The 26,081-nt window shown below is 36.4% G+C and carries 17 protein-coding genes; 5 read left to right on the top strand and 12 right to left on the bottom strand.

Translation table 11 applies throughout. The features are described from left to right. Positions 1-195 precede the first annotated feature (195 nt). The 8 genes from DB891_RS06945 to DB891_RS17970 form a co-directional block, all read right to left on the bottom strand. A complete protein-coding gene (locus DB891_RS06945; protein ID WP_116761931.1) occupies positions 196-1,047 on the bottom strand; it encodes a virulence RhuM family protein in 852 nt (283 codons plus the stop codon). Between the two features lie 103 nt (positions 1,048-1,150). Further along, positions 1,151-3,604 carry an SLBB domain-containing protein gene (locus tag DB891_RS06940; RefSeq protein ID WP_116761929.1) on the bottom strand — a complete coding sequence of 818 codons (2,454 nt, stop codon included), beginning with the start codon at positions 3,602-3,604 and terminating at the stop codon, positions 1,151-1,153. Positions 3,605-4,115: 511 nt separating this feature from the next. After that, complete coding sequence (locus DB891_RS06935; RefSeq protein WP_116761927.1) at positions 4,116-4,586, bottom strand: UpxY family transcription antiterminator; 471 nt, start codon at positions 4,584-4,586, stop codon at positions 4,116-4,118. 74 nt (positions 4,587-4,660) lie between these two features. Further along, the gene (gene rfbB, locus DB891_RS06930; protein WP_116761926.1) at positions 4,661-5,707 is read right to left on the bottom strand and encodes a dTDP-glucose 4,6-dehydratase; all 1,047 of its coding nucleotides are present in this window, start codon (positions 5,705-5,707) and stop codon (positions 4,661-4,663) included. A 100-nt stretch (positions 5,708-5,807) separates the two neighbouring features. Continuing rightward, positions 5,808-7,133 (bottom strand): ATP-binding protein, encoded by a 1,326-nt coding sequence (locus DB891_RS06925; RefSeq protein WP_223256070.1) that lies wholly within the window; start codon positions 7,131-7,133, stop codon positions 5,808-5,810. Between the two features lie 190 nt (positions 7,134-7,323). Continuing rightward, positions 7,324-8,607, bottom strand: coding sequence for a nucleotide sugar dehydrogenase (locus tag DB891_RS06920; RefSeq protein ID WP_189337116.1), 1,284 nt, complete (start codon positions 8,605-8,607; stop codon positions 7,324-7,326). Between the two features lie 1,026 nt (positions 8,608-9,633). Beyond that, positions 9,634-10,146: a hypothetical protein gene (locus DB891_RS06915; RefSeq protein WP_116761922.1), complete on the bottom strand. Its 513-nt coding sequence runs from the start codon at positions 10,144-10,146 to the stop codon at positions 9,634-9,636. Positions 10,147-10,901: 755 nt separating this feature from the next. Next, the gene (locus DB891_RS17970; protein WP_116761920.1) at positions 10,902-11,120 is read right to left on the bottom strand and encodes a helix-turn-helix domain-containing protein; all 219 of its coding nucleotides are present in this window, start codon (positions 11,118-11,120) and stop codon (positions 10,902-10,904) included. A 526-nt stretch (positions 11,121-11,646) separates the two neighbouring features. Between DB891_RS17970 and DB891_RS06905 the strand changes: the two genes are divergently transcribed. The 3 genes from DB891_RS06905 to DB891_RS06895 are packed head-to-tail and all read left to right on the top strand — an operon-like array spanning position 11,647 to position 18,761. Further along, the gene (locus DB891_RS06905) at positions 11,647-14,667 is read left to right on the top strand and encodes a SusC/RagA family TonB-linked outer membrane protein (RefSeq protein WP_116761918.1); all 3,021 of its coding nucleotides are present in this window, start codon (positions 11,647-11,649) and stop codon (positions 14,665-14,667) included. A 9-nt stretch (positions 14,668-14,676) separates the two neighbouring features. Beyond that, positions 14,677-16,086, top strand: a complete 1,410-nt coding sequence (locus DB891_RS06900) for a RagB/SusD family nutrient uptake outer membrane protein (protein ID WP_223256064.1) — start codon at positions 14,677-14,679, stop codon at positions 16,084-16,086. 11 nt (positions 16,087-16,097) lie between these two features. Then, entirely contained in the window at positions 16,098-18,761 is a 2,664-nt protein-coding gene (locus DB891_RS06895; RefSeq protein ID WP_116761916.1) for a S9 family peptidase, read from the top strand. A gap of 80 nt (positions 18,762-18,841) precedes the next feature. Here the strand turns inward: DB891_RS06895 and DB891_RS06890 are convergent, their stop codons facing one another. From DB891_RS06890 to DB891_RS06875, 4 genes are all read right to left on the bottom strand, one after another. Then, a complete protein-coding gene (locus DB891_RS06890; protein WP_116761913.1) occupies positions 18,842-19,099 on the bottom strand; it encodes a DUF6520 family protein in 258 nt (85 codons plus the stop codon). An 88-nt stretch (positions 19,100-19,187) separates the two neighbouring features. After that, on the bottom strand, positions 19,188-20,720 hold the full coding sequence (locus DB891_RS06885; RefSeq protein ID WP_116761911.1) for a MauE/DoxX family redox-associated membrane protein: 1,533 nt from the start codon (positions 20,718-20,720) through the stop codon (positions 19,188-19,190). A gap of 168 nt (positions 20,721-20,888) precedes the next feature. Next, positions 20,889-21,770: a helix-turn-helix domain-containing protein gene (locus tag DB891_RS06880; RefSeq protein ID WP_189337115.1), complete on the bottom strand. Its 882-nt coding sequence runs from the start codon at positions 21,768-21,770 to the stop codon at positions 20,889-20,891. 87 nt (positions 21,771-21,857) lie between these two features. Next, positions 21,858-22,235, bottom strand: a complete 378-nt coding sequence (locus DB891_RS06875) for a DUF7793 family protein (RefSeq protein WP_116761907.1) — start codon at positions 22,233-22,235, stop codon at positions 21,858-21,860. Between the two features lie 242 nt (positions 22,236-22,477). Here DB891_RS06875 and DB891_RS18005 point away from each other — a divergent pair, with 242 nt between their 5' ends. Together DB891_RS18005 and DB891_RS06865 are read left to right on the top strand one after the other, a co-directional pair. Next, complete coding sequence (locus DB891_RS18005; RefSeq protein ID WP_116761905.1) at positions 22,478-24,910, top strand: aminotransferase class I/II-fold pyridoxal phosphate-dependent enzyme; 2,433 nt, start codon at positions 22,478-22,480, stop codon at positions 24,908-24,910. A gap of 93 nt (positions 24,911-25,003) precedes the next feature. Further along, a complete protein-coding gene (locus tag DB891_RS06865) occupies positions 25,004-25,837 on the top strand; it encodes an RteC domain-containing protein (RefSeq protein ID WP_116761903.1) in 834 nt (277 codons plus the stop codon). The last annotated feature ends 244 nt before the right edge of the window (positions 25,838-26,081 follow it).

Below are 26,081 nucleotides of genomic sequence, written 5' to 3'. Positions count from 1 at the left end.
TCCGTTATCGGTTGTCTGTTATCGGTTTTCTGTTTATTTCGTCACTTCGAGGTGGAATTTTTATTCTAAAAAAAGCAATATGAAATGACGTTTTTCATCAGTTTAAAAAAAACGTCAATGGTAGTGGTTTTATAAAATAGCGACAACTTTTTTTATAAAATTGTATCGAGAAGCTGGTTTTCTATTTAATGCTATCTACAATAAATTACTCAACAAATCGGCAACATTTACATTCAACTTTGAGAAGGCAAACCATTTTTTTCCTAAGTCTTTTAAGGAAGCACCTATGTGATACAACTCCTCATTATCGATGATCAAAAAACGATCATGTGCTTTTTTGAAAACTTGAATGCTTATAGGATTATATTGTTGGTTGTGTTTATCCAAATCCAATTGTAAAGTAGGTTCTATTTTATTGGTATATATCGTGACGTTAACATTCGCTTCCCTTTTCGACAATAGCAACAATACACTTTCGTCGCAATAATTATCTATTAGGATAATCGATTTTTTAGCCGATTTAATAATTCTTGCTACGAGTTCATAAGCATCGAATATTTGTCCATCATAAAAAACACCTTGATTGGGAGGCAAATTGGTTTTTAAGATTAAATCGAATTCGTCATTCTTAATCTCAATCGAGTTTACCTTTTTCTCAAGCAATTCTATTCGGCTATTTATAGCATACCCTTTCAGTAGATACTCTTTTAAAATTTTGTTTGCCCAAATACGAAATTGAGTTCCTCTTTGTGATTTGACTCTATATCCAACCGAAATAATCACGTCGAGATTGTATATTTTAACTTTTCTTTTTATACTTCTGATTCCTTCTTGTTGAACTGTCAAGTATTCCTTGACAGTTGAATATTCGTCAAGTTCTCCTTCTTTTAAAATATTAGTAATATGCAAACTAATATTTTGTTTTGTCGATTGAAACAGATCTACCATCTGCAACTGTGTTAACCACACTGTATCATCTTCTATCCTAACTTCTATATGGTTGGAAAGTGTATCCGATTGGTATAAAATAATTTCGTTGCTATTCATTAAAATGCGGTTGTGAGTTCTATGTTATTCGTTGTCGATTTTGTGTTATCCGCTTTCTGTTATTGACACCTCTTAACAGATAACCCATAACCCACAACCGAAACTAAGGTTTAAGAGCAGTAACCAACAAAACCCCCATACTCACCAACACACTGGCAATACTCACCCATTCTCCAGCACCCATCTTTTTGGTTTCTGGTTTTTCGGGAACTATTATTTGAGAACCTGGCTCCACTGTTGGATTGGATCTGAAAAACAATAAAACAGGGTGCGATACCGCAGCTTGTCCGTTTGGATAAATGATATAGGCTTTCTTTCTCCACCCTTTGGCATCCACTCCCCCAACGGCATCCAGATAATAATTAAAACCTTTACCGCTAACATACGGAATTTCGGATGTCAGCAACACGTTACCAGCCACTTTTACCGTTTCATTAAAAGTCGAAACTTCAATTTCATCCCCCGGCAATAAAGTGACATTGGCATTACTGTTTTGTTTTTTGGATACTTTACTCCAATCTACCGGTATGGTAGCATATTTCAAATCCTCTTTTAATTTCTTTTCTAATTTCTTTTGGATACTGTCTTTTTTACCCAAATTCAGATTTACATTTTCTAAAGCTTCAATTTGTGACGCCTTGATCGGTCTTTTTATTTTCACACCGTTTAAACTAGCCGTAGAAATTAATCCTCCTGCTCGTTTGATGACATCATAAATTTTTTCTTTTTTATTGGCCAAAACATACTTACCAGGATAAGCCACAGCACCGTATATAGTAACCATCTCCGGCTTTTCGACCACCGCCATCCTTCTTATATTGATAACATCAAAAGGCTTTAACTCAAAATTGGTCGCTTGTTCATTAGAATCCGGGGTGATTTCAATGTTAAACAATTCCACTCTATTGGGATTCGCATCATCGATATTTTCGGTTTTAATCATCCTGGCTATTTCAACACGCTTGGAAGCAGAACCGGTTAAACCACCTGCTGCAACGATAATATCATTTAGAGTAAGGTTGTCTTGGTAATCATACACATCCGGTCTTTTGATTTCCCCGTCTATGGTAATTGTATATTCTTCCTTGAAATCCAAAATAGAGTACACCGTTACTACGTCTTCTTTCTTTAGGCCTAGATCCGCATTAAAATCACCGGCCATTACTTTTGACAAATCCACATTTACCATCTCAGTGGTCAAATCCGCTTTTAATCGTACGATTCTCGCTCTTTTCAGATAGGCATCTTCTTTTAAACCTTCGGCTTGTCGAATCAAATCAGAAACACGCATCCCTTGATAAAAAGAATAAGTATCCGGTCTGAATACCGCTCCTTTTATGACAATTCGGTTTTCAAAACGGTTGAGTATTTTAGAAATACGGTACACATCCCCATTCAAAGGAGTGTAACTACCGTATTTAGCTGCTTGTATATCAGCCACTTTGAATTCTTTTCCTGTTTTCTGCAAAACATTTACCGATGCAGTATAGGCAAACTCATTGAATCCTGAAGCAAAATTCAATAAATCAGAAAAATGCTCTCCCTTTTTCATCTCAAAAATTCCGGGACGTTTTACCTCTCCTTCTACCGTTACTCTATTGGTGTACGCCGGAATACGAATAACATCATTATCCTTTAAACCCACATTATCCGATTGATTACCGCTCACCAAAAAACGATAAATATCGATATTTCTATATACTTTATTGTTTCTAATTAACTCTATGTTTCTATAACTACCATTCTTTCCTGGACCTCCACCCAAAAACAAGGCATTGTACACCGTTGCCAAAGAAGAGATAGAATAATTTCCAGGTTGTCTGCTTCCTATAATGGTTACTTTAATCGTTCTAATGCGACTTAAACTAACTCCTACCTGTGATTGTCCGGAACGAACTGTACTATATACTCTAGAAATAGCTCCTTTTATTTTTTGGGTAGCCGCTTCTATCGTCAAACCCGATACCGAAATTTGACCTACATACTGAATAGTTACTTTTCCTTCAACAGATACGGGCACGTTATCGCTAAATTCCTGCACCCCATTGACACTGATTTGTAATTCATCTCCAGGCCCTAAAACATAATTCACTGGGGTTGCCAATTTTAAATTCGGTTCAAAATTCAACGTAGGATTATCAAACAATTCGGAACCAAAAACAAGAGAATTCAAGCTGTCCTTAACTTTCTTATTTACAATTTTTTCTTGCTTTCGCCCTGAATCATCATCACCTTCTTCATTTTCCGAATCGGCATTTTTCTTTTTTGTTGCCGTTTTATCTGCAGTAGCTTTTGATGCGGTAGGCAGAGCCAATCGTTTTTTCAATTTCGCAAATTCCGTGGCGCTCATCCCTTTGGATAACACCATGGACTCGGCTTGATCTATCGTTACATTATTACTTTGCAATTGCGTTTTTATCTTTGCGATATCTCCATCCGATAAATAATCCACTCTTACCGTGCTTAGATCATTACCTTTTAAAATATCTTGAGCCATTAAAGTCGACGTCTGAAAAAGAGCTATAAAAAGGACAATTGCTGTAATTAGTTTTCTCATATTATATTATTTTTTTTGACTATTAAAACATTTTTTACCGCATAGTAATAAAAATCTATGCTTATATCTAGTAAAAAACAATGAAACCCGATGGATTATTATTATCTAATATTGTTTCGAAAGTAGTTTTTTCAAGTAGTTTTTTGAAGTAGCGTAATTTAAACTGAGTCGAGTTGAAATACTGCCGAGTGGCAAAACCCATAACTCATAACCCACAACTCACAACTCACAACTCACCTCTTGAAAGCAATATTCCGTATTTTACATATTTATCTTATAAAAAAGAGCCCCTTTTACACGGCTTCGCCGCAGTGAGTCCCAGATTGGGTCACCGTTTTTGTTAAGAGTTTGCAAAACTACATTAAAAAAAAGGATTTCACCTTCTTTTTACCCCCTGATTTGGCGCTTTTCGAACTAAGTTTTCGTACACCAAACATTAATTCAAAGCACTTAAAGTCAGCAACTTATAAAATAAATAACTATTTTTTTACTTTTATTTAACAAAAAAAAATCAAACCACCTTTTTTTCTACTTTAAGAATACATCCTAACGACTCTAAAACCAATACATAATGATTCTGATTCACCTCTTGCACAATAGCTGATTGCGCTACAAATGGCCCCGATTCTAACACGATTTTATCTCCTTTTTGCCAAGTGTCCACACTGACTTCATAAGTATCCTGCACACACAACCACTCCTGGATCGTTTGAATCTCGGCCTCTTTTACTATGGCAGGTTTCCCTAGCCAAAACAAATACCGAATGGCACCTGTAACTTCAAATATGGCATTGCGCTCCTTTTCATTAACCTGAACAAAAATATAGGAATTAAACAACGGCACCTCAACCGTTTTTTTACGATCAGACCATTGGCTCACTTTCGTTATCAAAGGACAATAGGCTGTAATTCCTATTTCATTCAACCGCTCCGCAACTTTCTTTTCCCACTTGGGTTTGGTGTAAACTACGTACCAGTTCATTGGATTGATGATTTCAGATTTAATATTGTTGATTTCAGATTTTGAAACCTGAAACTTTAAACTTTAAACAAAACTTATGAATACTGTTTCTCATAATACGAAGCATACGCCCCGGAAGTCACATTATTCAGCCAATCTTGATTATTCAAATACCAATCGATGGTTATTTCGAGTCCTTGTTCGAAAGTTACAGATGGCTTCCATCCCAATTGGGTGTTTATTTTGGAAGCATCAATAGCATAACGCAAATCGTGTCCTGGCCTGTCTTTCACGTAAGTGATTAATTGAGCCGACTCTCCTGTTGTTCTACCCAGTTTTTGATCCATGATTTGACACAATACTGTAACCAAATCAATGTTTTTCCATTCATTAAATCCACCAATATTATAGGTTTCATGATTCTTTCCATCATGAAAAACCAAGTCGATAGCCACCGCATGGTCTTTTACAAACAGCCAGTCTCTGGTATAATTTCCATCCCCATAAACCGGCAATGGCTTATTATTGATGATATTATTGATAAACAATGGAATCAATTTCTCCGGAAAATGATAAGGTCCGTAATTATTGGAACAATTGGTAATCACATACGGCAAACCATACGTTTCTCCATAAGCACGAACAAAGTGATCCGAACTCGCTTTGGAGGCCGAATACGGTGAATTAGGATCATAAGCCGTAGTTTCCGTAAACAAGCCTTCGGCGCCCAAAGACCCATAAACCTCATCAGTACTCACGTGATAAAAACGTTTTCCATCAAAATTCCCCAACCATTGTTTTTTGGCCGCATTCAACAAATTCATCGTTCCGATCACATTGGTTTTCACAAAAGCCAAAGGATCTTCAATAGAACGATCAACATGGGATTCGGCAGCCAGATGAATCACTCCGTCAAACTGTTGGTTTTGAAACAAAGTCTCAATAAAACTTTCATCGGTAATATCTCCTTTTACAAAAGTATAATTCGGTTCCTTTTCGATATCCTTGATATTTTCCAAATTCCCCGCATACGTCAAGGCATCCAAATTAAAAATTTGGTACTCCGGATAGTTATTCACAAATCGTCTTACGACATGTGATCCAATAAATCCCGCTCCTCCTGTAATAAGTATCTTTTTCATTTTTTTAGTTTTATGTTGTCTATTTGACTAAATTCTATTTCTCTATTCTATTTTCTATTCCCTTTCAAATTGACATTGAAATTGAAATTGCCATTGCTATTTAAACAATCCAATACCCCCCGGTTTTCGGAGCTCCTTTGAATTCAATTTTATGATTATCCTTCAATTGCTTGACCCAACGCTCTATAGTTCGCTGTGTAACATCGAAATGATCTTTCATTTCTAAAACATTGATTCCAGGATTTTTTTCAATAAGAATAAAAAGTTCATTTACACCGACATTTACACCGACATTTACACCGACACTTACACCGACACTTACACCGCCATCGTTTATATCAGTCCCATTAGTATAAACAGTTACTCGAAAACCATTTTGAAAAGCTTCAAAAGTTGGCGCTGTCAAACCGTAATTCACAAAAGCATTGGTGATTCGCTTGATACCCGAACCGTATTTTTCAATAATTCCCACTTCCCTAAACAGATCCGCTATTTTTCTATTCCTGGCGTATGACGTATAGGTACCGGCACGCAATTCATCAAAAGTAATGCCATTTCCCAATCCACCAGGATTATAAAATTCAATTTTATGATCAAATATTTTAATGATCGAATCTCCTGCGTTTTGATAATCGCGATGCACAATCATGTTTACCACAATTTCACGTAAAGCCTCTAACGGGTATTCCCAACGTTCTTCACGTTTGGGATCTCCTGTTATGATATAATTTTTACTGATGTGTTTCCTAACAAATGCAAGCGTTTCTTCTACCTCAGTAAACAGATCCGTTCGCAATACAACACTATCCTTGATACTCGTCTCTGTAGAAAAACGACCTATTGAAATCGTTGCATCAAAAACTTCATTTTTAGAAAACAACAAATGACACGCATTGGCAATTTGCCCATTTTCTTTCAACATTTCAAACTTTCGAAGTACCGTAAGCGGATCATCTTGAATTTGAGTTTCCCGATTTTCATTAGACGACTCGATGAAACGATTTACTTTATCTAAATCAATAGACCCTAATCCATAATGGGGAGAAGGATAATAATCCCAACTACTATTGAAAGTCTTCAAATGCAAATCTGAAATCTCTTGCAAATTCATTTGATAATTGGCATTTTTGACTCTTTTGTAATAACGTCCTTTAAACGCCACGGGTTTAATGGGGAATTCTTGAATAGCAAAAACCAACACCTGAACACCATTAATTTCCTCCACTGTCACATCTGGTATGATCGCAGGAATTGTTTTATTTTTTATTTCGTTAGTCCATTGCTGAACACTTTCTTTACCTATTTTAAAATTAGAAATCGCAAGACCATTATCATCCACACCCACATAAACGGTTCCTCCTTCTGCATTGGCAAAAGCCACCAAAGTAATAATCACCTCATCATTGAAGCTGGATTTTAATTCGATATGTTGACTTTCTGTTTTCAGTTATTTCTGTTTTTTATTCACTTTATTCTTTTCTCTATTCTATCCTCTTTATCCTATCCTCTTTATCCTATCCTCTTTATCCTATCCTCTTTATTCTATTTTTATTTTTTCTTTTAAGTTGAAATTGCCATTGACATTGATATTGACATTGATATTGACATTCCCATTATCAAAGTTTTCCATCCACTCCATCCACCAAAACCCCTTTCACATCATATAGTACACTACAAGATTTCCTTAGAGAATTAATGTCTAAATCCAAAAATTCGGCATGAGCCACACCTAGAACTACGGCATCAAAAACGACTTCTGGTTTTTGATTTACCGTTGTCAAACCGTACTCATGATGCACCTCGGCAGGATTCGCCCAAGGATCAAAAACAATCACTTGAATTCCATAATCCTCCAAAGCTTTTATCACATCCACGATTTTGGTATTCCGAACATCTGGGCAATTTTCCTTAAAAGTAATACCCAACATCAACAAACGAGCACCATTGATGGTCACTCCCCTTTTGATCATGAGCTTTACTACTTGCGAAGCCACATATTCTCCCATACTGTCATTCAAACGGCGACCCGCCAATATAATTTCGGGATGATAGCCTTTTTCTTGGGCTTTTTGAGCCAAATAATAAGGATCAACCCCTATACAATGTCCGCCTACCAAGCCGGGTTTGAAAGGTAAAAAATTCCATTTGGTTCCTGCTGCTTTAAGCACGGCAGTAGTATCAATATCTAAAAGATTGAAGATTTTTGCCAATTCATTGACAAAAGCAATATTAATATCACGTTGTGAATTTTCGATTACTTTGGCAGCTTCGGCCACTTTTATGGAAGGAGCAAGATGCGTTCCCGCAATAATAACCGATTGGTACAATTCGTTTACTTTTCGGCCAATTTCAGGAGTGGATCCTGACGTTATTTTTAAAATTTTCTCTACGGTATGTTCTTTATCCCCTGGATTAATTCGTTCCGGTGAATAGCCCGCAAAAAAATCAACATTAAATTGCAATCCTGAAATTTTTTCTAAAACGGGTACACATTCCTCTTCGGTAACACCTGGATAAACGGTAGATTCGTAAATAACAATATCTCCTTTTTTCAAAACAGAACCAACGGTTTCACTTGATTTGTATAGTGGAGTTAAATCGGGACGATTGTTCTTATCTACTGGAGTGGGCACCGTAACAATAAAATAATTACAGTCGGCTATATCAGCTATTAGTGAAGTGCAATACAACCCTATTTCATTGCTTGGTTTTTGGAGCAATACTTTTTGCAAAGTCACATCATCAACTTCAAGAGTACTGTCTGTACCTGATTGTAGCGCCTCAACCCTTGCTACATTAATATCAAATCCCACAACCGAAAATTGGGTAGCAAACAATCGCGCCAAAGGCAAACCTACATAACCCAACCCTATAACCGCAATTTTTATGTCTGTATTCAATTTTTTAACTATTGTTGGATTTAAAAGTCTCTATTTATAAAATCAAATTATCAGAATAGCACTCCAATAAATAAAGTCAATTTCCGCTTTGAATTTAGCCGACGAAGGTACAAAAAATAAGAATTCCTTTTATTCAAAAAAAAAACTTCTGCAACGCAAAAAAAAGATTTCTAAAAACCGTAATTGTAAACAACTAACAGTCAATAAAAATCTTCTTCCTGAAATTTACTTTATAAGTAAAAAATCACTGTTTTTAGTGATGCTTAATTAAATGAAAAATAGTTGTTTTACGCTAATTTTTGTTACAATTTAAAAACAATAACAAGTGCACTTCCTCTTCGCATCCTTACTATTTATAAAATTTATATGAAAGCCAAGTTATACCATCTATATTTTCTAAATAGCCCAATAGTATGTGGTATAATGCCGATATAGTATGAAAATAGTCCTCCCGAAGCTTCGGGATTATTGGATTATATTGAATACATAATCGGTATTAGCATGTCCATACCTCTAATACATTCTATTGAATCGTGATAGTATACCATTTTCTAACTATTAAATTTTCCTGTTAAGATTTCAAGAAGTTTAAAATGTAAATAAAGTTTTTCTTCACCTACTATTGTTCCCTTTTTAAAAACCATTCTTTTCAAGTTCTATTAGATAGATTCCGACTGCTTTTAGAGTACCACTTATTTTATTTTCAGCGAAGACCTAACAGGTTTTCAAAACCTGTTAGGTCTAATCAGAAGAATAATACCCTTTTGAATTTGATTTTACTGGAATAAAAACACGTGATTTGTCATTTCGACGAAGGAGAAATCTCATCAGGCACTCACGTTATGTGATTCTTCTTTCCTCAGAATGACAAAAAACCACCCCACTAATTCAATATTCAAACGGTATAACAGTCTTTTATTTCAACCCTTGATTCGCATTAATCACAAAAAGGTATCTTAACTTAAGATGCGATTTACATGTCCACAATTCATCACAAATCCAAAAATTCAGCATCAAATCAGCCACTTACTTTTTCTTATCTTCATCAACAATTAGTTTCAAAGAATTGATATAATCAGTATCAAATTCTATAACTCTTATTTTGTTTTGCTTAAAACTCATTTCACCCTCAAATCTCCCTTCGGTTCCCAAAAAATCTATTACCAATTCTTTCTCATTTAATTCTATAAGTTTACCCAAATAAACAGCTTTATCTGATTTTTTTGTAATCTGAAAAATCTCATATTTATCCGCTAGAAAATTTATAATTGAAGACAAATCCTTAAGCGGAATTATTTCCTCCGCACTTGTTTTCAAACCTTTAAGTTTAATTACTCTCTCTGTGAATTCATGATCCTTATCTTGAATAATTGACTTTACATTTACGTTTTTTAATATCGTATAGCCATCAATTATAAAATCAAAAGGATTATTTTTCAGTAAAATCCAATCTTCTGTCCAATCAATGAGAAAACCGCTAAAGATTTCTTTTTTGTCGTCAAATTCTATTGAAATTAATTGTCGTAAGTATTTTTCCATTATGTTTTTTTTTTAGTTTCGAGAATATTTTACTAAACGTCAGTCAGTCTAAAAAAACTACAGACACCATTTTTAAGATTCATTATTTTGTAAAAATAGATGATTTAAACTACAATAATATTCTTTTTTGGGAAAAGACTTTGGGCTAATAGAACTAAACCACTTATAGACTGAAAGTCCATAGATTTGGTTGGCAGACTGAAAGTCTGTATAAGGCGATTTCATTAATACTATCATTTGATAGTATTAAAAGTAGTTTTTTTTCTCCGGACGTCAAAATAGTATTGCAGTTAACCGCAACCTGTCTAAAAACCTCTAGACATGACTTTTTACGTTTCGTTATTTTGCAAATATAGGCGGTAACTTTTGACCAATAAAAAAGTAGAAAAACAAATGATTTTATATGCAGTAGATTTCTAATGCGAATTCTGGGTTTAATTTATTTTCTATTTCTACTCTTCCAACTGTCATTGTAAAACATATTCTTTTTATGCTTATAAATTTTACCCCGGATGTATGCGCCGACTATTATAGCCACAATCACTATTATTATTTCATACCATCCCATACCTCAAATATAGAACGACTAGAAAGTTACTTTTTTATCACAAAGTCAGTTACTCCCGAATTGACAACTTTTAATCCCGAATGGATAAGTATTCCTAGATTACCATAAATAAAAAAAGATGCCTCAACAGCATCTTTTTTATAGTGGTATTTGATTAAGATCAAACTTTATTTTTGGTCATTCATCTTTATTTATCTATCAACTTAAAAAACTCCGAAAGCTTTATATTTCTAGCCTCGCAAATTTTATGCAGAGTTTTAACGGGAATGTTATAATTCTTTTCTTTTATTTTTCTTACTGTACTTTCATCAATATTATGATCCAAACCAAAAGAGCGTTGCGATTTATGTGGTTTAACCCAATTCGTATAAATGTAATCGCAGATTATGTCGTCTATATCCTCCATTTAAACAAAGTAAAATGATTAGTAAAAAATAAATGCGGCCGAAGAGGCGCGTTACGAAATATTTTATTATATTTGCTTCTGATTACATATATTTGCGTTTCTTCATTTAAAATATTTGAAGCATTCGCTTAGAATCTCGCACTAGAAAACTGGAAATTTTTGCAACGAGAAGATAAGTACGATGCTCACGTCCCATGGCGTGGGCTCACTTATTGTTGCTCGGTATTCCAGTACCTCTAGTGCAATAAGCTGAGTTCTGCGCCATTTTTTTTGTTCAATTTTTAGGCAATACTCAACTTACATTCTTAGCACCGCTTCTTCATTTTTCATAGTCTCGCAATGGTTTAACCCTTTAAAACCCTTCTGCCTATGCAATAAAAAAACGAAATCAAAAAACACCACTTTTTAAACATCTAGCGTTTCGACTTGATGTATAATCAAAAAAGGCCCTCTAACTCCCGTCGACAAACTAGAATAGAGGACCATAGCCAATAAAATTCACATTTCATTTAACTAACCCAATATTATGAAAACTTTTTCATTAAACAAAGGGTTGGGAGCACTTTGGTATCCGCTTATTTTAAGCCTTTACTTTAGCGTTACACCAACCTATTCCAATAACACCTATAGGCACAAGCTGTCCATACAACAACAAATCCAGATAAGCGGTAAAATCACTGACGGTACAACCCCATTATCGGGTGTCAGCATCTCCGTAAAAGGACAGCCAAAAACTGCCTTTTCAGATTTCGACGGCAAATACACCATATCTGCAGCACCAGATGACATTCTTATATTTACTTATTTGGGTTTTAGAACCCTGACCATTCCCGTTGCGGGTCGCTCAGTGATCAATGTCGTGATGCAGGAAAATGCGACCTCCCTGCAGGAAGTCAAGATCAATGCGGGCTATTATTCCGTAAAGAACAGCCACAGTACCGGAAGTATCTCCAAAATCACTTCCAAAAGTATAGAAACCCAACCCGTAACCAATATACTGGCTACTATGCAAGGGCGTATGGCGGGAGTAAGCATCACCCAAACTACGGGTGTTCCAGGCGGTGGCTTTGAGATAAAAATTCGGGGACAGAACAGCATCCGCCCTGATGCCAATGCGCCTTTGTATGTGATTGATGGCGTTCCCTATTCTTCCGACCCCATAGGTTACAATCAAACTTCGACCACTTTTCCAACAGTAACAAGTCCCTTAAACAGTATCAATCCAGCGACTATTGAAAGTATTGAGGTGTTAAAAGATGCCGATGCCACCTCCATTTATGGTTCAAGGGGAGCCAATGGCGTCGTACTCATAACCACTAAAAAAGGAAAAGCGGGTAAAACAGCTGTCAATATAAAAGCCACGACTGGCGTAGGTACTGTCACAAAATTCATGAAACTGATGAATACGGAACAGTATCTTGCCATGCGCCGTCAAGCTTTTATCAATGATGGCATCACTTCCTATCCATCTTATGCCTATGATGTAAACGGTACTTGGGATCAAAACCGATATACAGACTGGCAGGAGGAATTCCTTGGAGGAACGGCACAAATTAATGATTTCCAAGGCACACTTTCGGGAGGTTCGGACAAAACACAGTTTCTGTTAAGCAGCACCTATCATACGGAATCCACTGTTTTCCCCGGAGATTTTATATACAAAAAAGGAGGGGCTCAATTTAACATGAACCACCGCTCAGAAGACAATAAATTCAAATTCAATTTTTCCACAGGATATAATATCCAAGATAATGACCAACCTGCTTTTGATCTAACCCCAAGTGCCCGTTATCTCGCCCCCAATGCCCCTGCGGTATATGATGACGCAGGCAATCTGAATTGGGAAAATGGCACCTGGCAAAATCCTTTACGCTATTTGGCCGCTACATTCCAATCAAAGACCAATGATTTGGCGTCTAGTGCCGTACTGTCCTATGAATTATTCCCAAATGTGGTTTTGAAAAGCAATTTTGGATTTACAGATTTAAGACATACGGAAACTCGCACTGCTCCCTCTACAGTCTATAATCCTGCCTATCATCTCACCAGTGCCTATTCTAGCGTATACGTCAATAATACCGAGCGTCAGTCGTGGATTGTAGAACCACAGATCAATTGGGAAAAAGAATTGGGAAGAGGAAAAATTGGAGCACTTTTTGGTGGCACTTTTCAAAATCAGAACACCACACGGTTGTATCAATTTGCAAACGGTTTTACATCCAACAGTCTTATTTATGATTTAGCCTCTGCCAGTACCGTTCGCGTATTGTATAGCGACAATACATTGTATAAATATCAGGCCTTTTTTGGCAGAATCAATTATAACTGGAATCAAAAATACATTTTGAACCTCACCGGAAGACGGGATGGTTCCAGTCGATTTGGCCCAGACAAGCAGTTTGCCAATTTCGGTGCCATTGGAATGGCTTGGTTGTTTTCCAAAGAAAATTTCCTAAAAGAAAATACCTGGCTTAGTTTTGGAAAACTTCGCGCCAGCTATGGAACCACCGGTAATGATCAGATTGGCGATTATCAATTCTTAAACACTTATGCTTCTTCTGGCGTTCTTTATGACTCCAATGTGGGACTACAGCCTTCCAGACTCTTTAATCCAGACTTTGGATGGGAAGTCAATAAAAAACTGGAAGCGGCTTTAGAAACGGGTTTCCTGCAAGATCGAATATTTCTAACAGCGGCTTGGTACCAGAATCATTCTTCCAATCAACTCGTAGGAGTGCCTTTGTCCGGCACAACAGGGTTTCAAACCTTACAGGCCAACCTCGACGCCACGGTAGAAAATACAGGTTGGGAATTAACTTTGCGTACGGTTAATTTCAGTAGCCAAAATTTTAACTGGACAACCAATCTGAATCTGACTCTTGCCCAAAATAAACTCTTACGTTTTCCTGGTCTGGAAGCTTCATCATACAATCAACAATATCGCATTGGGGAACCCCTAAACATCAAACTGCTGTACCAATATACAGGTATTGATCCTCAAACAGGAGTGTGTCAATTTGCAGATACCAATAACGACGGTACCATTTCCTTTCCGGAAGACAAACAAACCGTTGCTGACCTGAATCCGCAATACTTTGGAGGGTTACAAAATCAACTGACCTACCAGCACTGGAAACTAGACTTTCTTTTCCAATTTGTAAAACAGGAAAATTATAATTATTCCGTAGGAATTCCCGGTCAAATGTCCAATCAACCCATAAGAATGATCGATAGCTGGCAACAGGCAGGGGACAATGCCACACAGCAAATCTATACTACAGGATACAATGACGCAGCGGTTACAGCCAACTACCTATACACCGACAGTACGGGTGGAATCACTGACGCCTCTTTTATTCGTCTTAAAAATATAGCGTTGTCCTACGATGTTCCGCTGAATACCAAAAACGTACGGTGTCAGCTTATTTTACAGAGTCAAAACCTATTGACTTTTAGTAAATACAAAGATGGAGATCCTGAGTTTATAAGCTCCGGATATTTGCCACCACTAAAGATTATCACTGCCGGAATGCAACTCACTTTTTAATTGTACACCATGAAAACTATACACAATACAACTTTTTATATGCATTATTTTTTGCAAATGTTTTTATTTGCATCCACTTTCCTTTGCATGACTTCTTGTGATTCTTTTGTGGAAGTCGATCTTCCAAAATCACAACTGACCAATGTTGCCGTTTTTGACAACTATGCGACTGCAGACGCTGCCTTAACCGATATTTACGCAAAGATCAGGGATCAAGGCCTATTGACAGGTATGACTTCGGGGCTCTCCAACCAATTGGCCAACTATACCGATGAATTGATTTGTTACGGAAGTCCAGGAGATCCTGCCTTACCTTTTTATTTGAATACACTCCTACCCGCCAATACCTCAATTACGGACTATTGGAACATTAGTTACAACCAAATTTATGCTGCCAATGCAGTGATTGAAGGAGTCGAGGAAAGTGATAAATTGACTGTCGAAGAAAAAGACCAACTCAAAGGAGAAGCCCTTTTCATAAGAGCATTAATCCACTTTTATCTCACAAATCTTTATGGAGATTTGCCTTATATAACCGCTACCGATTACCAAAAGAATAATGTGGCAAAGAAAATCACGGTCTCTGAAGTCTATACTAATGTGATTTCCGATTTAGATTCAGCCATAAACTTGCTTGCTCAGGACTATGACAATCCCGAAAGAATCCGTCCAAATCGATTTGTGGCCAAAGCGCTTTTGGCACGGGTTTATCTCTACAATGGAGCTTGGGCTGAGGCATCCAACGCTGCTTCGGCAGTTCTAAATGCTACAGATTTATATGGTCTGGAAGACAACATTGATGGGGTGTTTCTTAAAGATTCGAAAGAAACCATTTGGCAACTACAGCCTGCTACATCAGGTAAAAACACGGATGAAGCCAACTCTTTTATCTTCTTTTCGGGGCCTCCGCCATTGGTGGCACTTACGGATAACCTGATGGACTCTTTTTCTACAGCTGACTTACGCAAGAGTAACTGGACAGCCGCAATCACAGACGGCAGCAGTACATGGTACCATCCCTTTAAATACAAAGAATTTGATTATACCGCTACTTCTGTAGAGTACTCGATAGTCTTTCGTTTAGCGGAGCAGTATCTGATAAGAGCCGAAGCAAGAGCACAACAAGGCGACCTCATCGGAGCCAAGGAAGATCTTAACAAAATAAGGGAACGGGCAGGATTGGATGAAACCACCGCAAGCTCGCAACAAGAAATTATGGAGGCCATACTACAGGAAAGAAGATGGGAATTATTTACGGAATACGGACATCGCTTTTTTGATCTAAAACGCTTTGGACAAATCGATGCTGTTTTATCACTCACAAAAACAGGGTGGAATACAACCGATAGGCTATTTCCGCTACCCCAGAATGAATTAAGCATAAATCCTAACCTGCGTCCACAAAATAGTGGTTACTAAAAACACAGACCATGATACTTCAAAATAATTCTCGAAAGAGAAGCACAAAATGGGAGCTTTCCCATGTGAATCTAAAACTCGTTTTATTTTCATTTTTTATTTTGCCATTAGTAACCTGTTCCCTTTGGGGGCAGGTGGTGCAAAAAAAACAGCTAACGGAATCCGATTATCACCTATGGGGTGAATTACGCCAAGATAAAGTCGCCTCAAATGGGAAATGGACCAGTTATAAGATGGAGTACGAAAAAGGAATAGATACTTTGTTTGTGTGTAATACCACTACCAAAAAAACATATAACTTCCCCTCTGGCAATAACTCACTATTCGCAGGAAAGGAGCATTTTGTTTGTCAGGACAGCAAGGGTTTACACCTTTTAAATCTAGCAACAGGAAAACAGGAATTGTATGCTCCGGTTAGCCAGTGTGATTATTCCCCAGCAACCAACCAACTTCTATTCCTGTCTAAAGCAGAAAAAGTTTTAAAAATCATAAACCTGAAAAACAAAGTCACGGATATCCTTCATGATGTGCAACAATTTGCAATTAGCCCAAGCAATAAGGAAGTCCTTTTTACCACTACGGCCCATCAAAAGCATTCGATAGGCTTGCTACGTCTGGGAAATAAACAATCAATAACTTGGATTATTGAAAATAGCGCTAATCCTTTCACTCATTTTACTTGGCAGGAAATGGGAAAAGCAGTCGCTTTTTATAGTTTCGCCAATTCAGATTCAAAGGACGCTAGGCTTTACTATTATACTTTAGACAACAAGGCCTTATTTGAACTGAATCCCAAAACCCAAAGTGATTTCCCAATAGACAAAGTGTTCGATAAAGAAATGGTTTATCCATTGACTATATCGGCGGATATGCGCTCCGTCTTTTTTGGTCTCAGCCCTGTCTCTATAGAAAACAAAAAAGACCCCGAAGGGGATGTGGAAATCTGGAATGGAAATGCAAAATGGATTTATCCTTTTGAAAAACTAAACAGCATGTACAACGACCGGGTCACTTTAGCCGTTTGGCATCCTATGCTCAAACGCGTTACTTCAATTTCATCTCCAGAGTTACCCAAAGTCATGCTAACCGGCAATCAAGAGTATGCCATTTTATCCAACCCTAAAGAATATGAACCTCAATTTGAGTATGATGGCCCAAGGGATTTTTATATTATGGATGTGAACACGGGAGAAAAAGAAATTTTGCTTCGCAAACAGAGTGCCTTTTTTATCTATTTATTGCCCTCTCCTTCCGGAAAATTCATTGCCTATTTTAGTGATAATAATTGGTATGTTTATGATATTGCACATAAAACACATACGAACGTAACCAAGCAAATAAACGTTCCTTTCTTTGGAAAAGTCTATCTACTTGACGGAGACAGCAGTTATGGAAATGTGGGCTGGAGCAAAAATGACGACGAAATAATTCTTTACGACCAATATGATTTGTGGGCCATAAAAGCCGATGGATCTACTTTTAGAAGGCTTACTCATGGCCGTGAAAAAAAAATCGCATTTAAAATCGCCACACGATCTGATTTCGAACTTTATACAATAAATTTTGATGGGTTTAAAAGTAAGACCATTAATCTGGATGGAGACCTGATTTTACATGGGGAAGGATTCGATGAAAAAACAGGTTATTTCAAATGGAAAAATGATACTGGTGAGTTACCTATTGTCTATGGTGATCGTTACATTGACCAAATGCATTATATCCAAAAGCAACAGTCTTACATCTATCAGGAACAGAAATTTGACCTCTCCCCACGCCTGATGTTTCAAAAAAATTCCACCGCACCAAAACCATTTTTCGAGAGCAATCCGCATCAAGCAAAATACCAGTGGGGAACTGCAAAGCTAATACCCTTTCGTAATTCCAAAGGAAAGGAACTAAAAGCCGCTTTATATTACCCTGCTAATTATGATCCTGCCAAAAAATATCCGATGATTGTACATATTTATGAAAAACAATCTCATAAAGTTCATTGGTATAACAACCCAAGTTCATTTATGCAAGACGGATACAATCCCACCGTTTTTACTGCAAAAGGCTATTTCGTCCTATGTCCTGATATTGTACACGAACAAGGAACCGTAGGAAGCAATACGGTGGATTGTACGGTCTCAGCAACTAACGAAATTGTCTCACGTGGCTTAGTGGATCCCCTAAAAATTGGTTTAATAGGCCATTCCTTTGGAGGATACGAAAGTGCCTTTATGATTACACAAACCAACCTCTTTTCTGCAGCGGTTGCCGGTGCGGCAATAACAGATCTTAACAGTTTTTATTTGACTATTGGATGGGATACAGGAAAGCCAGACATGTACCGCTTTCAAAGTGATCAATGGAAAATAGGAAAAACACCTTTTGAAGATCCTTTACTATACGCAAGCAATTCACCTGTAGCCAACGCAGCCCATATTAAAACTCCGCTGCTTTTATGGGAAGGAAAAGAAGACAGGCATGTGGATTGGCATCAAAGTGTGGAATTATATTTGGCTTTACGCAGGCTTGGAAAAAAGCATGTTATGTTGCTCTATCCCGATGAAAAACATGTCTTGCTGAAGCCAAACAATCAGATAGATCTCGGTCGTAGGGTGCAAGAATGGTTTGACTATTATCTTAAAAAAGAAGCTCCGGCTTTATGGATTAGTGAGGGTGTAAAGTAATTATTTAGGCTGTAAAAGCAAAAAACAATGCAGTTCCGAAATGGAACTGCATTGCCTTTTAATATCGTCAAATAATTACTTTATGGACGAAATAAAACCTCACTACAGTTGTTCGCTTTACCAAAAGCCTGTACCCCGTTTGCTTGGCAAATTTGACCTGACGCGGTATTACAACTTACAGGAACGCTACAGGGGCCTTGCGGACCATCAATATAACCTGTTTTAGGAGCCGCTGCATTAGAAGCACTTTGCATCGAAGTGGTTAAAAAAGCTCCTGAAATTCCCATTATTGCTACAACTGCAAAGGGCATAGTCGATTTTAAAAATGTGGTTTTCATAATAAAAAGTATTAAAATTAAAATTTAAACTTGATCTACTTTTTTCTACAGGTTTTCGATCTTTTTCCTGACACTGGCCGGTATATTTTTATAAATTAGAACTAATCGGCGTTCCATTTATCATTTCTTTTCTTAAGCTTCCTTTCAATTCGTATATCATAAGTTGCGTGCCTATAATAGCGTATAAATGGGTAGTGGTAATAAACATGGATTGCAGCTTAGTATTTTCGATTCCAAAGATTGGAAAACTCAAAACATAAGCGTTCTTTTTTAGATTATAGACATCAATAATAGCCGCATGTTTCCACATGACATCATTCTCATACAATCCGGGTACCTTAGATTGAACAAATAAAAGGTTGTTTTTTGTCGCAGTGACAGCATTGACAATCGATGGTGGGGCAGCCATTTTTCGCTGGGTTCCCGCTTTGAGATAGCCCACTTTAATTTTAGCATGTGATACCGTGTCTATGGTATGTTCCCTACGATCTAAAGTCGCATATTTATCCGCAAGGATAATCTCGTTGCGGTAAAAATAAACATATACTATCTTACCCAATTCACTATTAAAGTGTAGCATACCATCAGTATCAAAAATCCCATCAATTTGTTTTTGCAAAAGTGAAGGTGCATAATGCACTTTAGGAGAGGTTTTCGAGTTAAAAACCCCAAGTACATTCGCTGCATTTTCCCCACTATTATTTCGAAAAACAACGGTAGTACTGTCGATCGGTTCTGCAATTGTAAAATTGGGAATACCTTTTAGTTCTTCAGTTATTTTCCAATCCTGAATCTTTCCCCTAAAGACACAGGGTACACTACCATCAATTAAAAAAAAGTATTTTCCTTTGACCAAAATGGTAACCAAACGAAAAGGAAGATTCTTATTTCTAAAATCAATTTTGGTTACTTTTTGCGACTTAAAAGTGGTATTTATAGAGAGAACATGCAAAGGATCCGTGTAATTACCAAGATAAATACGACCCTCGTTGTATCCCGAAAAATAATAGGAATTAAATTTTAAATCCGTAGAATGGACTAATGCTATCGAACGTCTGATATAACGTCTAATGAAAGGGTTTTGATGCTGCATAATATCCTCAGAGGATAGAAACAAAACGATCACAATGCCTATACTGAACACTATAGAAATAGGAATACTTTTAATAAGAGACAATTTTATATGATATCGGGTATTTTCACTAGTAACTTGATTTTGCAATGCCAAAGCTCCCAAAACTACAAATATGACATTAAAAACGAGATGCGTATTCCAACTCATTTTTTCTAATATGCCACCGCAAGAACAGGGAACAAATGAACTGTAATTCAAAATAATAAAGATGTATGTCGTAAACATAATCATCAAACTAAAAGCCGCAAAAAGACCTGTTATACGCCACTTAGGAAAAATAAGTAATAGAGCAATAACCAACTCCACAATGGGAACTAACCAAGAAACCCAACTGGCAAAAGTGCTTAGCAGAGGAGATTGCCCTAACTGTACTTGGAAGTTCTCAAAATCCAATAGTTTACTGACTGCTGCATAAACAAACAATAGAATATAGAGCTGACAAATACTATTTAGAACAATACGGCTATTTTGGACACTTAATTTCATATCGATAAACTATTAATGTATTACGATATAAAATTCCGAAATATAAAATCATAAGTATTGCCAAATCAGGATCTTAAATTATCTAAAAAGGATTTTTTTATAATAGACCAATCAGTCTCTAACTTCCTCCCCCATCCTAAACTTTTAAACTCTTAAACTTCAAAACCCTTAAACCCTTAAACCCCTCTTTATATCCATCGGTGTATAACCGAACTCTTTTTTAAAATTCTTTGAAAAATTGGGATAGGTTGCAAATGCACTCATAAAAGCAATCGTTTTCAAAGGAATTGTGGTCTGTTGAATCAAAAAATGGGCTTTTTTCAATCGTTCCGAATTGTAAAATTGATAAATGCTTGTTTTAAACAAAAGCTTAAATCCAAATTTTAGTTTATAATCATTAGTCCCAAAAATACGAGCGAGTTCTTGCATCGAAGGCAATGGCGTATCCAAATGATCTAAAATATAATCATACACGTCTTGAATCATTTGTACATCTGAAGAACGACTGAATCCTACACGTTGTGGAATATGTTTCGAAGTTGCCAATACATCTTTTAAGACGTTTTCTTCAACAATGGTTGTCACGGTAGTAATTAAAATTTCAGACCTATGGGAAAGTCCATAGACAGTGCATAAAGCAGGTGTCAATAATTCATTTTCTGTAATATATACAAGCTCAACTGTAGTATGATAATCAGGATCTAGCACTATTTTTTGCTCTATTGTTTTCCATAAGGATAATGATTCCTCCGAAAGCAAACTGCTAAAAGCTTTATCGAGCAAAAAATCAGAAGAGAACCCTAAAACAGCTGAGGAGTCAGCATTGTAACTTTTAATTATAAAATCGGCATCCAATAAAAAAGAGGATTGTACCATGTATTTGTAGTTATAATGAGGATTAACAAACCCCGTATGAAAAACGGATTCCTTCATTTCTTCAGCTGCCATATTCATAAGCACCGCCAATCCCTCCAATTCATCATTTTGCCCACTTCTTGGAACCCGAATTGAAAAATTACCCCTCGCCATTTCAAGTAGCATTTGTGACATATTATGAATACGCCTCTGATTAATTTCTTGATGCATAACAAATTTTAATTAGTGATAGAATGGCAATATAATAGTTCAGGACGGGCCTTAAGTATATGTTTCAAGAAAAGCTAAGGCAGCCAATTCTTCTGTGAAAATTTTTGTTGGAACCCGTGGTTTGTTGATTCCAATATAAAAAGACATAATACTCAATAAGACAGTATCATTTCCTAATAAACTAACGGCTTTGGTTAGCACAGAACCAGATTGGGCCAAATAATCTCTGGCAGCTTTGTCGGAATCCACTATCCCGCGAATATCACATAAGACTGGATAAGCTATTTCATTTTGCACTAGTATTCGATCGGCAACTACAAGTTGTGCAGCTTTCAAATTAATGACCACATTAGGCTTATACTCAAAATAAAGAATATCATTCTGAATCCAGAATTGAGCAAACTCATTCTCATGATAATTAACTATCATTTTTATATAGATTTAAAAATAAAACGTCACAATTTAGCAAAAAAAATATTAAAAATCATACAAAAAAATTGGAAAACAATACAATTAGCCATAAATAGACAAAAAATTATCTAATCGGGATTATAAGTTGTCATATAAGGATTATTGTATAATTAGAATATATCCGTTTTGTTTTTTATTCAGAGTTTTACCTAAAAAAATGCTACTCCTAAAAATTAGTATCAAATCAAATAACCAAACAAATGGCAAAAATCAAACACAACAATTTCATTGATACAGTCGATGAAGTAATTTCAGGAGCAAAAAAAGAAGGAGTACTTCATCTGTATGCTGAAGATCAAATATTGAATGGCCGAACGCTACAAATAAAAGGTAAAAACATGTTCCATTTTGGCACAACAGGATATCTCGGGCTCGAACAAGATGTCAGATTAAAAGAGGCCGCAATAGCTGCCATCCAACATTATGGAACACAATTCCCCCTTTCCAAAACCTATATTTCAAATCCGTTATATAATGAGCTGGAATCAAAAATCGAGACAATGTATGGAATACCTCCCATTATAACAAAAAACAGTACGCTTGGTCATCTGGCAGTAATTCCAACAGTGGTAAGGGATGAAGATGGAGTAATTCTTGACCATCAGGTACATTGGTCTGTTCAAAATGCCTGCCAATTACTCAAAATAAGAGGCATTCCGGTAGAAATGATTCGACACAGCAATTTGAATATGCTGGAGGATAAAATTAAATACCTCTCAACACGATGTAATAAAATATGGTATATGGCAGACGGTGTATATTCAATGTTTGGTGATTATGCACCTATTCAGGATTTGATGGAATTGTGCAAAAAATTTCCGCAGTTACACCTCTATTTTGATGACGTGCACGGAATGAGTTGGAAGGGAAAAAACGGAACGGGATATGTATTACACATTTTAAAAGAACTGCCCGAGAATGTGTTATTATTTGGCACTTTAAGCAAGACATTCGGGGCTAGTGGAGCGACATTACTTTGTACTGATAGCCGACTGCGTGAAAAAATTAAGAACTTTGGTGGACCGCTTACTTTTTCCGCACAACTGGAACCAGCTTCCGTAGCAGCTGCAATCGCTTCAGCTGACATTCATCTTTCTCCCGAAATCACAAGCTTACAATATGATTTGTCCGATAAAATAGAATATTTCAAATCATTATTGGAAAATACCACGCTTCCAATGATAGCCTTAAACAATTCCCCTGTATTTTTCTTGGGTACGGCCATGCCTTTGACCGCTTATAAAATGGCACAACGGCTATTTAACGAAGGTTTTTATGTAAATCCAGCTATTTATCCAGCAGTCCCAATCAAAAACACGGGTATTCGAATCACACTTTCCCGACACAACCAAAAAGAAGAAATAAAAACATTAGTGGAAGCAATGGAATACCATTTTCCAAAAGCCTTGGAAGAATCGGGTAACAATCCAAACAAAGTGAAAGAAGCTTTTGGTATAGTGGAGACGATTCAGCAAATAAAAAATGTAGGGATAAAAACAGGCTTAGTATTACAATACGAAACATCCATAGAAAGAATAAACAAAAAGAACTGGAACGTGCTTTTAGGTAAACAAAGCACATTTGACTGGGAAGGATTATCTTTTTTAGAAAATGCTTTTACAAATCCGAACTATCCTGAAAACAATTGGGACTTTCATTATTATGTAATCAAAGACAAAAACGGAATTCCTGTACTGGCAACTTTTTTCACATACGGACTTTGGAAAGATGATATGTTGGCACCAGAATCGATTTCATTACAACTGGAAGAAAAAAGAAAACAAAATCCATTATACCTAACATCAAAAGTTTTGGGAATGGGTTCCTTATTCACAGAAGGCAATCATTGTTACATCAATAAAGCACATCCATTAGCTGAAGAAGCCATAGTGCTTTTACTAGAACAAGTTGAAACACTTTATCATCAATTAAACGCCAATATGCTTGTGTTAAGAGATTTCGAGGAAGATGAACAATTGAATCGTATTTTTCACAATCAAGGTTTCTTAAAAATAAACATGCCGGAAACCTGCATCATACAAAATACAGGATGGAATAGTGTAGAAGAATTTGCAACCACCCTTTCCCCACGTTCTAGAAAACATTTTATGAAAGAGATACTGCCTTTTGAACAGGCTTTTAATATTGTAATTAAAGGTAAACTGACTACCGTAGAATTAGAGCAGACATATAAACTGTATCAGAATGTAAAAAATAACAATCATGCGATAAATACATTTACCTATCCAATAGATGTTTTTCAAAAAATGGAAGAACATTCCGATTGGGAATTCATACTTCTATATTTAAAAGAAGAAATCTCAAACCCATTGGTTGGAATTATGTTTTGTTATAAAAATACGAATCACACCTATGTTCCATCCCTAATCGGAATGGATTATACTTGGGCAAAAGAATTCCAACTCTACCGTCAACTCCTATTTCAAGCCATCAAACGAGCTAAACAATTAAATCTTACTAAAATTGATTTTGGTTTTTCTGCAACTTTCGAAAAGAAAAAACTGGGTGCTACCATAATTCCAAAAGTAGCCTACATTCAGGCAAGAGATAATTTCTCAATGGAATTAATGGGTACACTTCAAAATGAAGAAAAAACATCCCCGGCCAAGTAAAATTAATCCCAACCAATTTATGAATCAATCCACTCTTAACTCCCCCTCTCCTTTTGGAGAGGGGGTTGGGGGGTGAGGTTAAACCAAAAACCTATGTTCGAAAACACTATTGAAGATTTTAATATTAAAATAAACGCAATCATTAATTCCGAAGAAAACCATCTCAAAAAAGCAACTGATGGTATTAATTTATGCAATAAGACCTTGGCTTCCCTCAAAGAGAAGGTCGAACAAAACGATTTTGAAGCAACACCCGATGAGATTGATTTTTTCAAAAACACCAAAACACTTCCAATGAGTTATCTCATCTATTTTACAGAACTGCATTCTTGTGAATTGCGCAAACCTAAAGCGGGAACATCCTACCAGATAGAGTTTCTGGAGAAGGAAATGCGAAAAATCAATAAATTCTTTTCACGCAATTTAGATTTCGTCAATTATATGGAGCAGGGATACACCTATATTGATCATCAGTTTTTCACAAGAAACCACGGAAATAGTTTTCCTTTCACACCAATGACAGATTATTACCAATACCCTGAGTTCTCCTCCTCACACGATATGCTGTGGGCAAAAATAAAAGCAATGCATCGTTTCATACATTATATCAGAGAAGCAATGCAAAAACTCAATGCTGGAAATACTACACTATTTGAAGAAAAAAAACACAAAGTACTACTCTGGACAGCTCCCAAAACAGCGCTAGCCGAATTAATTTATGCCCTATACTCCAATGGAGCGTTAAACCATGGCGCAGCAGACATAAATACAATAGCTTCCTCATTTGAAGATTTCTTCAACATCAAGATCGACAATATTTACAAAACCTATACCGAAATTAAAGAACGTAAGAGCAGTAAAACAAAATTCTTGGAAGAGCTAATGCTCAATCTACAGCAAAAATCCACAAAGAAGACGAATAACTAGAAATCGGTAGTCAATCGGTACCTACCAAGAATCGTATTACAAAAAACAATATAAAATAACCTTTTTGAGAAGCAGGTCAATAATTCCCCTCCTTTGGAGAGCCTGTCCCGTTCTCAAAACGGGAGGTGCCCGCAGGGCGGGGTGGTTTTTATCGGTATTTTAATAAAACCGTTAATCCTAGAAGCCCATACTGAGCGAAGTCCAAGCACAATCGAAATACTAATCTATATTTTCAATGCCTCTT

The organism is Flavobacterium laiguense (assembly GCF_003097655.1).
GTDB classification, from domain to species: Bacteria; Bacteroidota; Bacteroidia; order Flavobacteriales; family Flavobacteriaceae; genus Flavobacterium; species Flavobacterium laiguense.
Note: the sequence above shows the minus strand (reverse complement) of the source record. Positions and strands in the feature narration are given on the sequence as shown.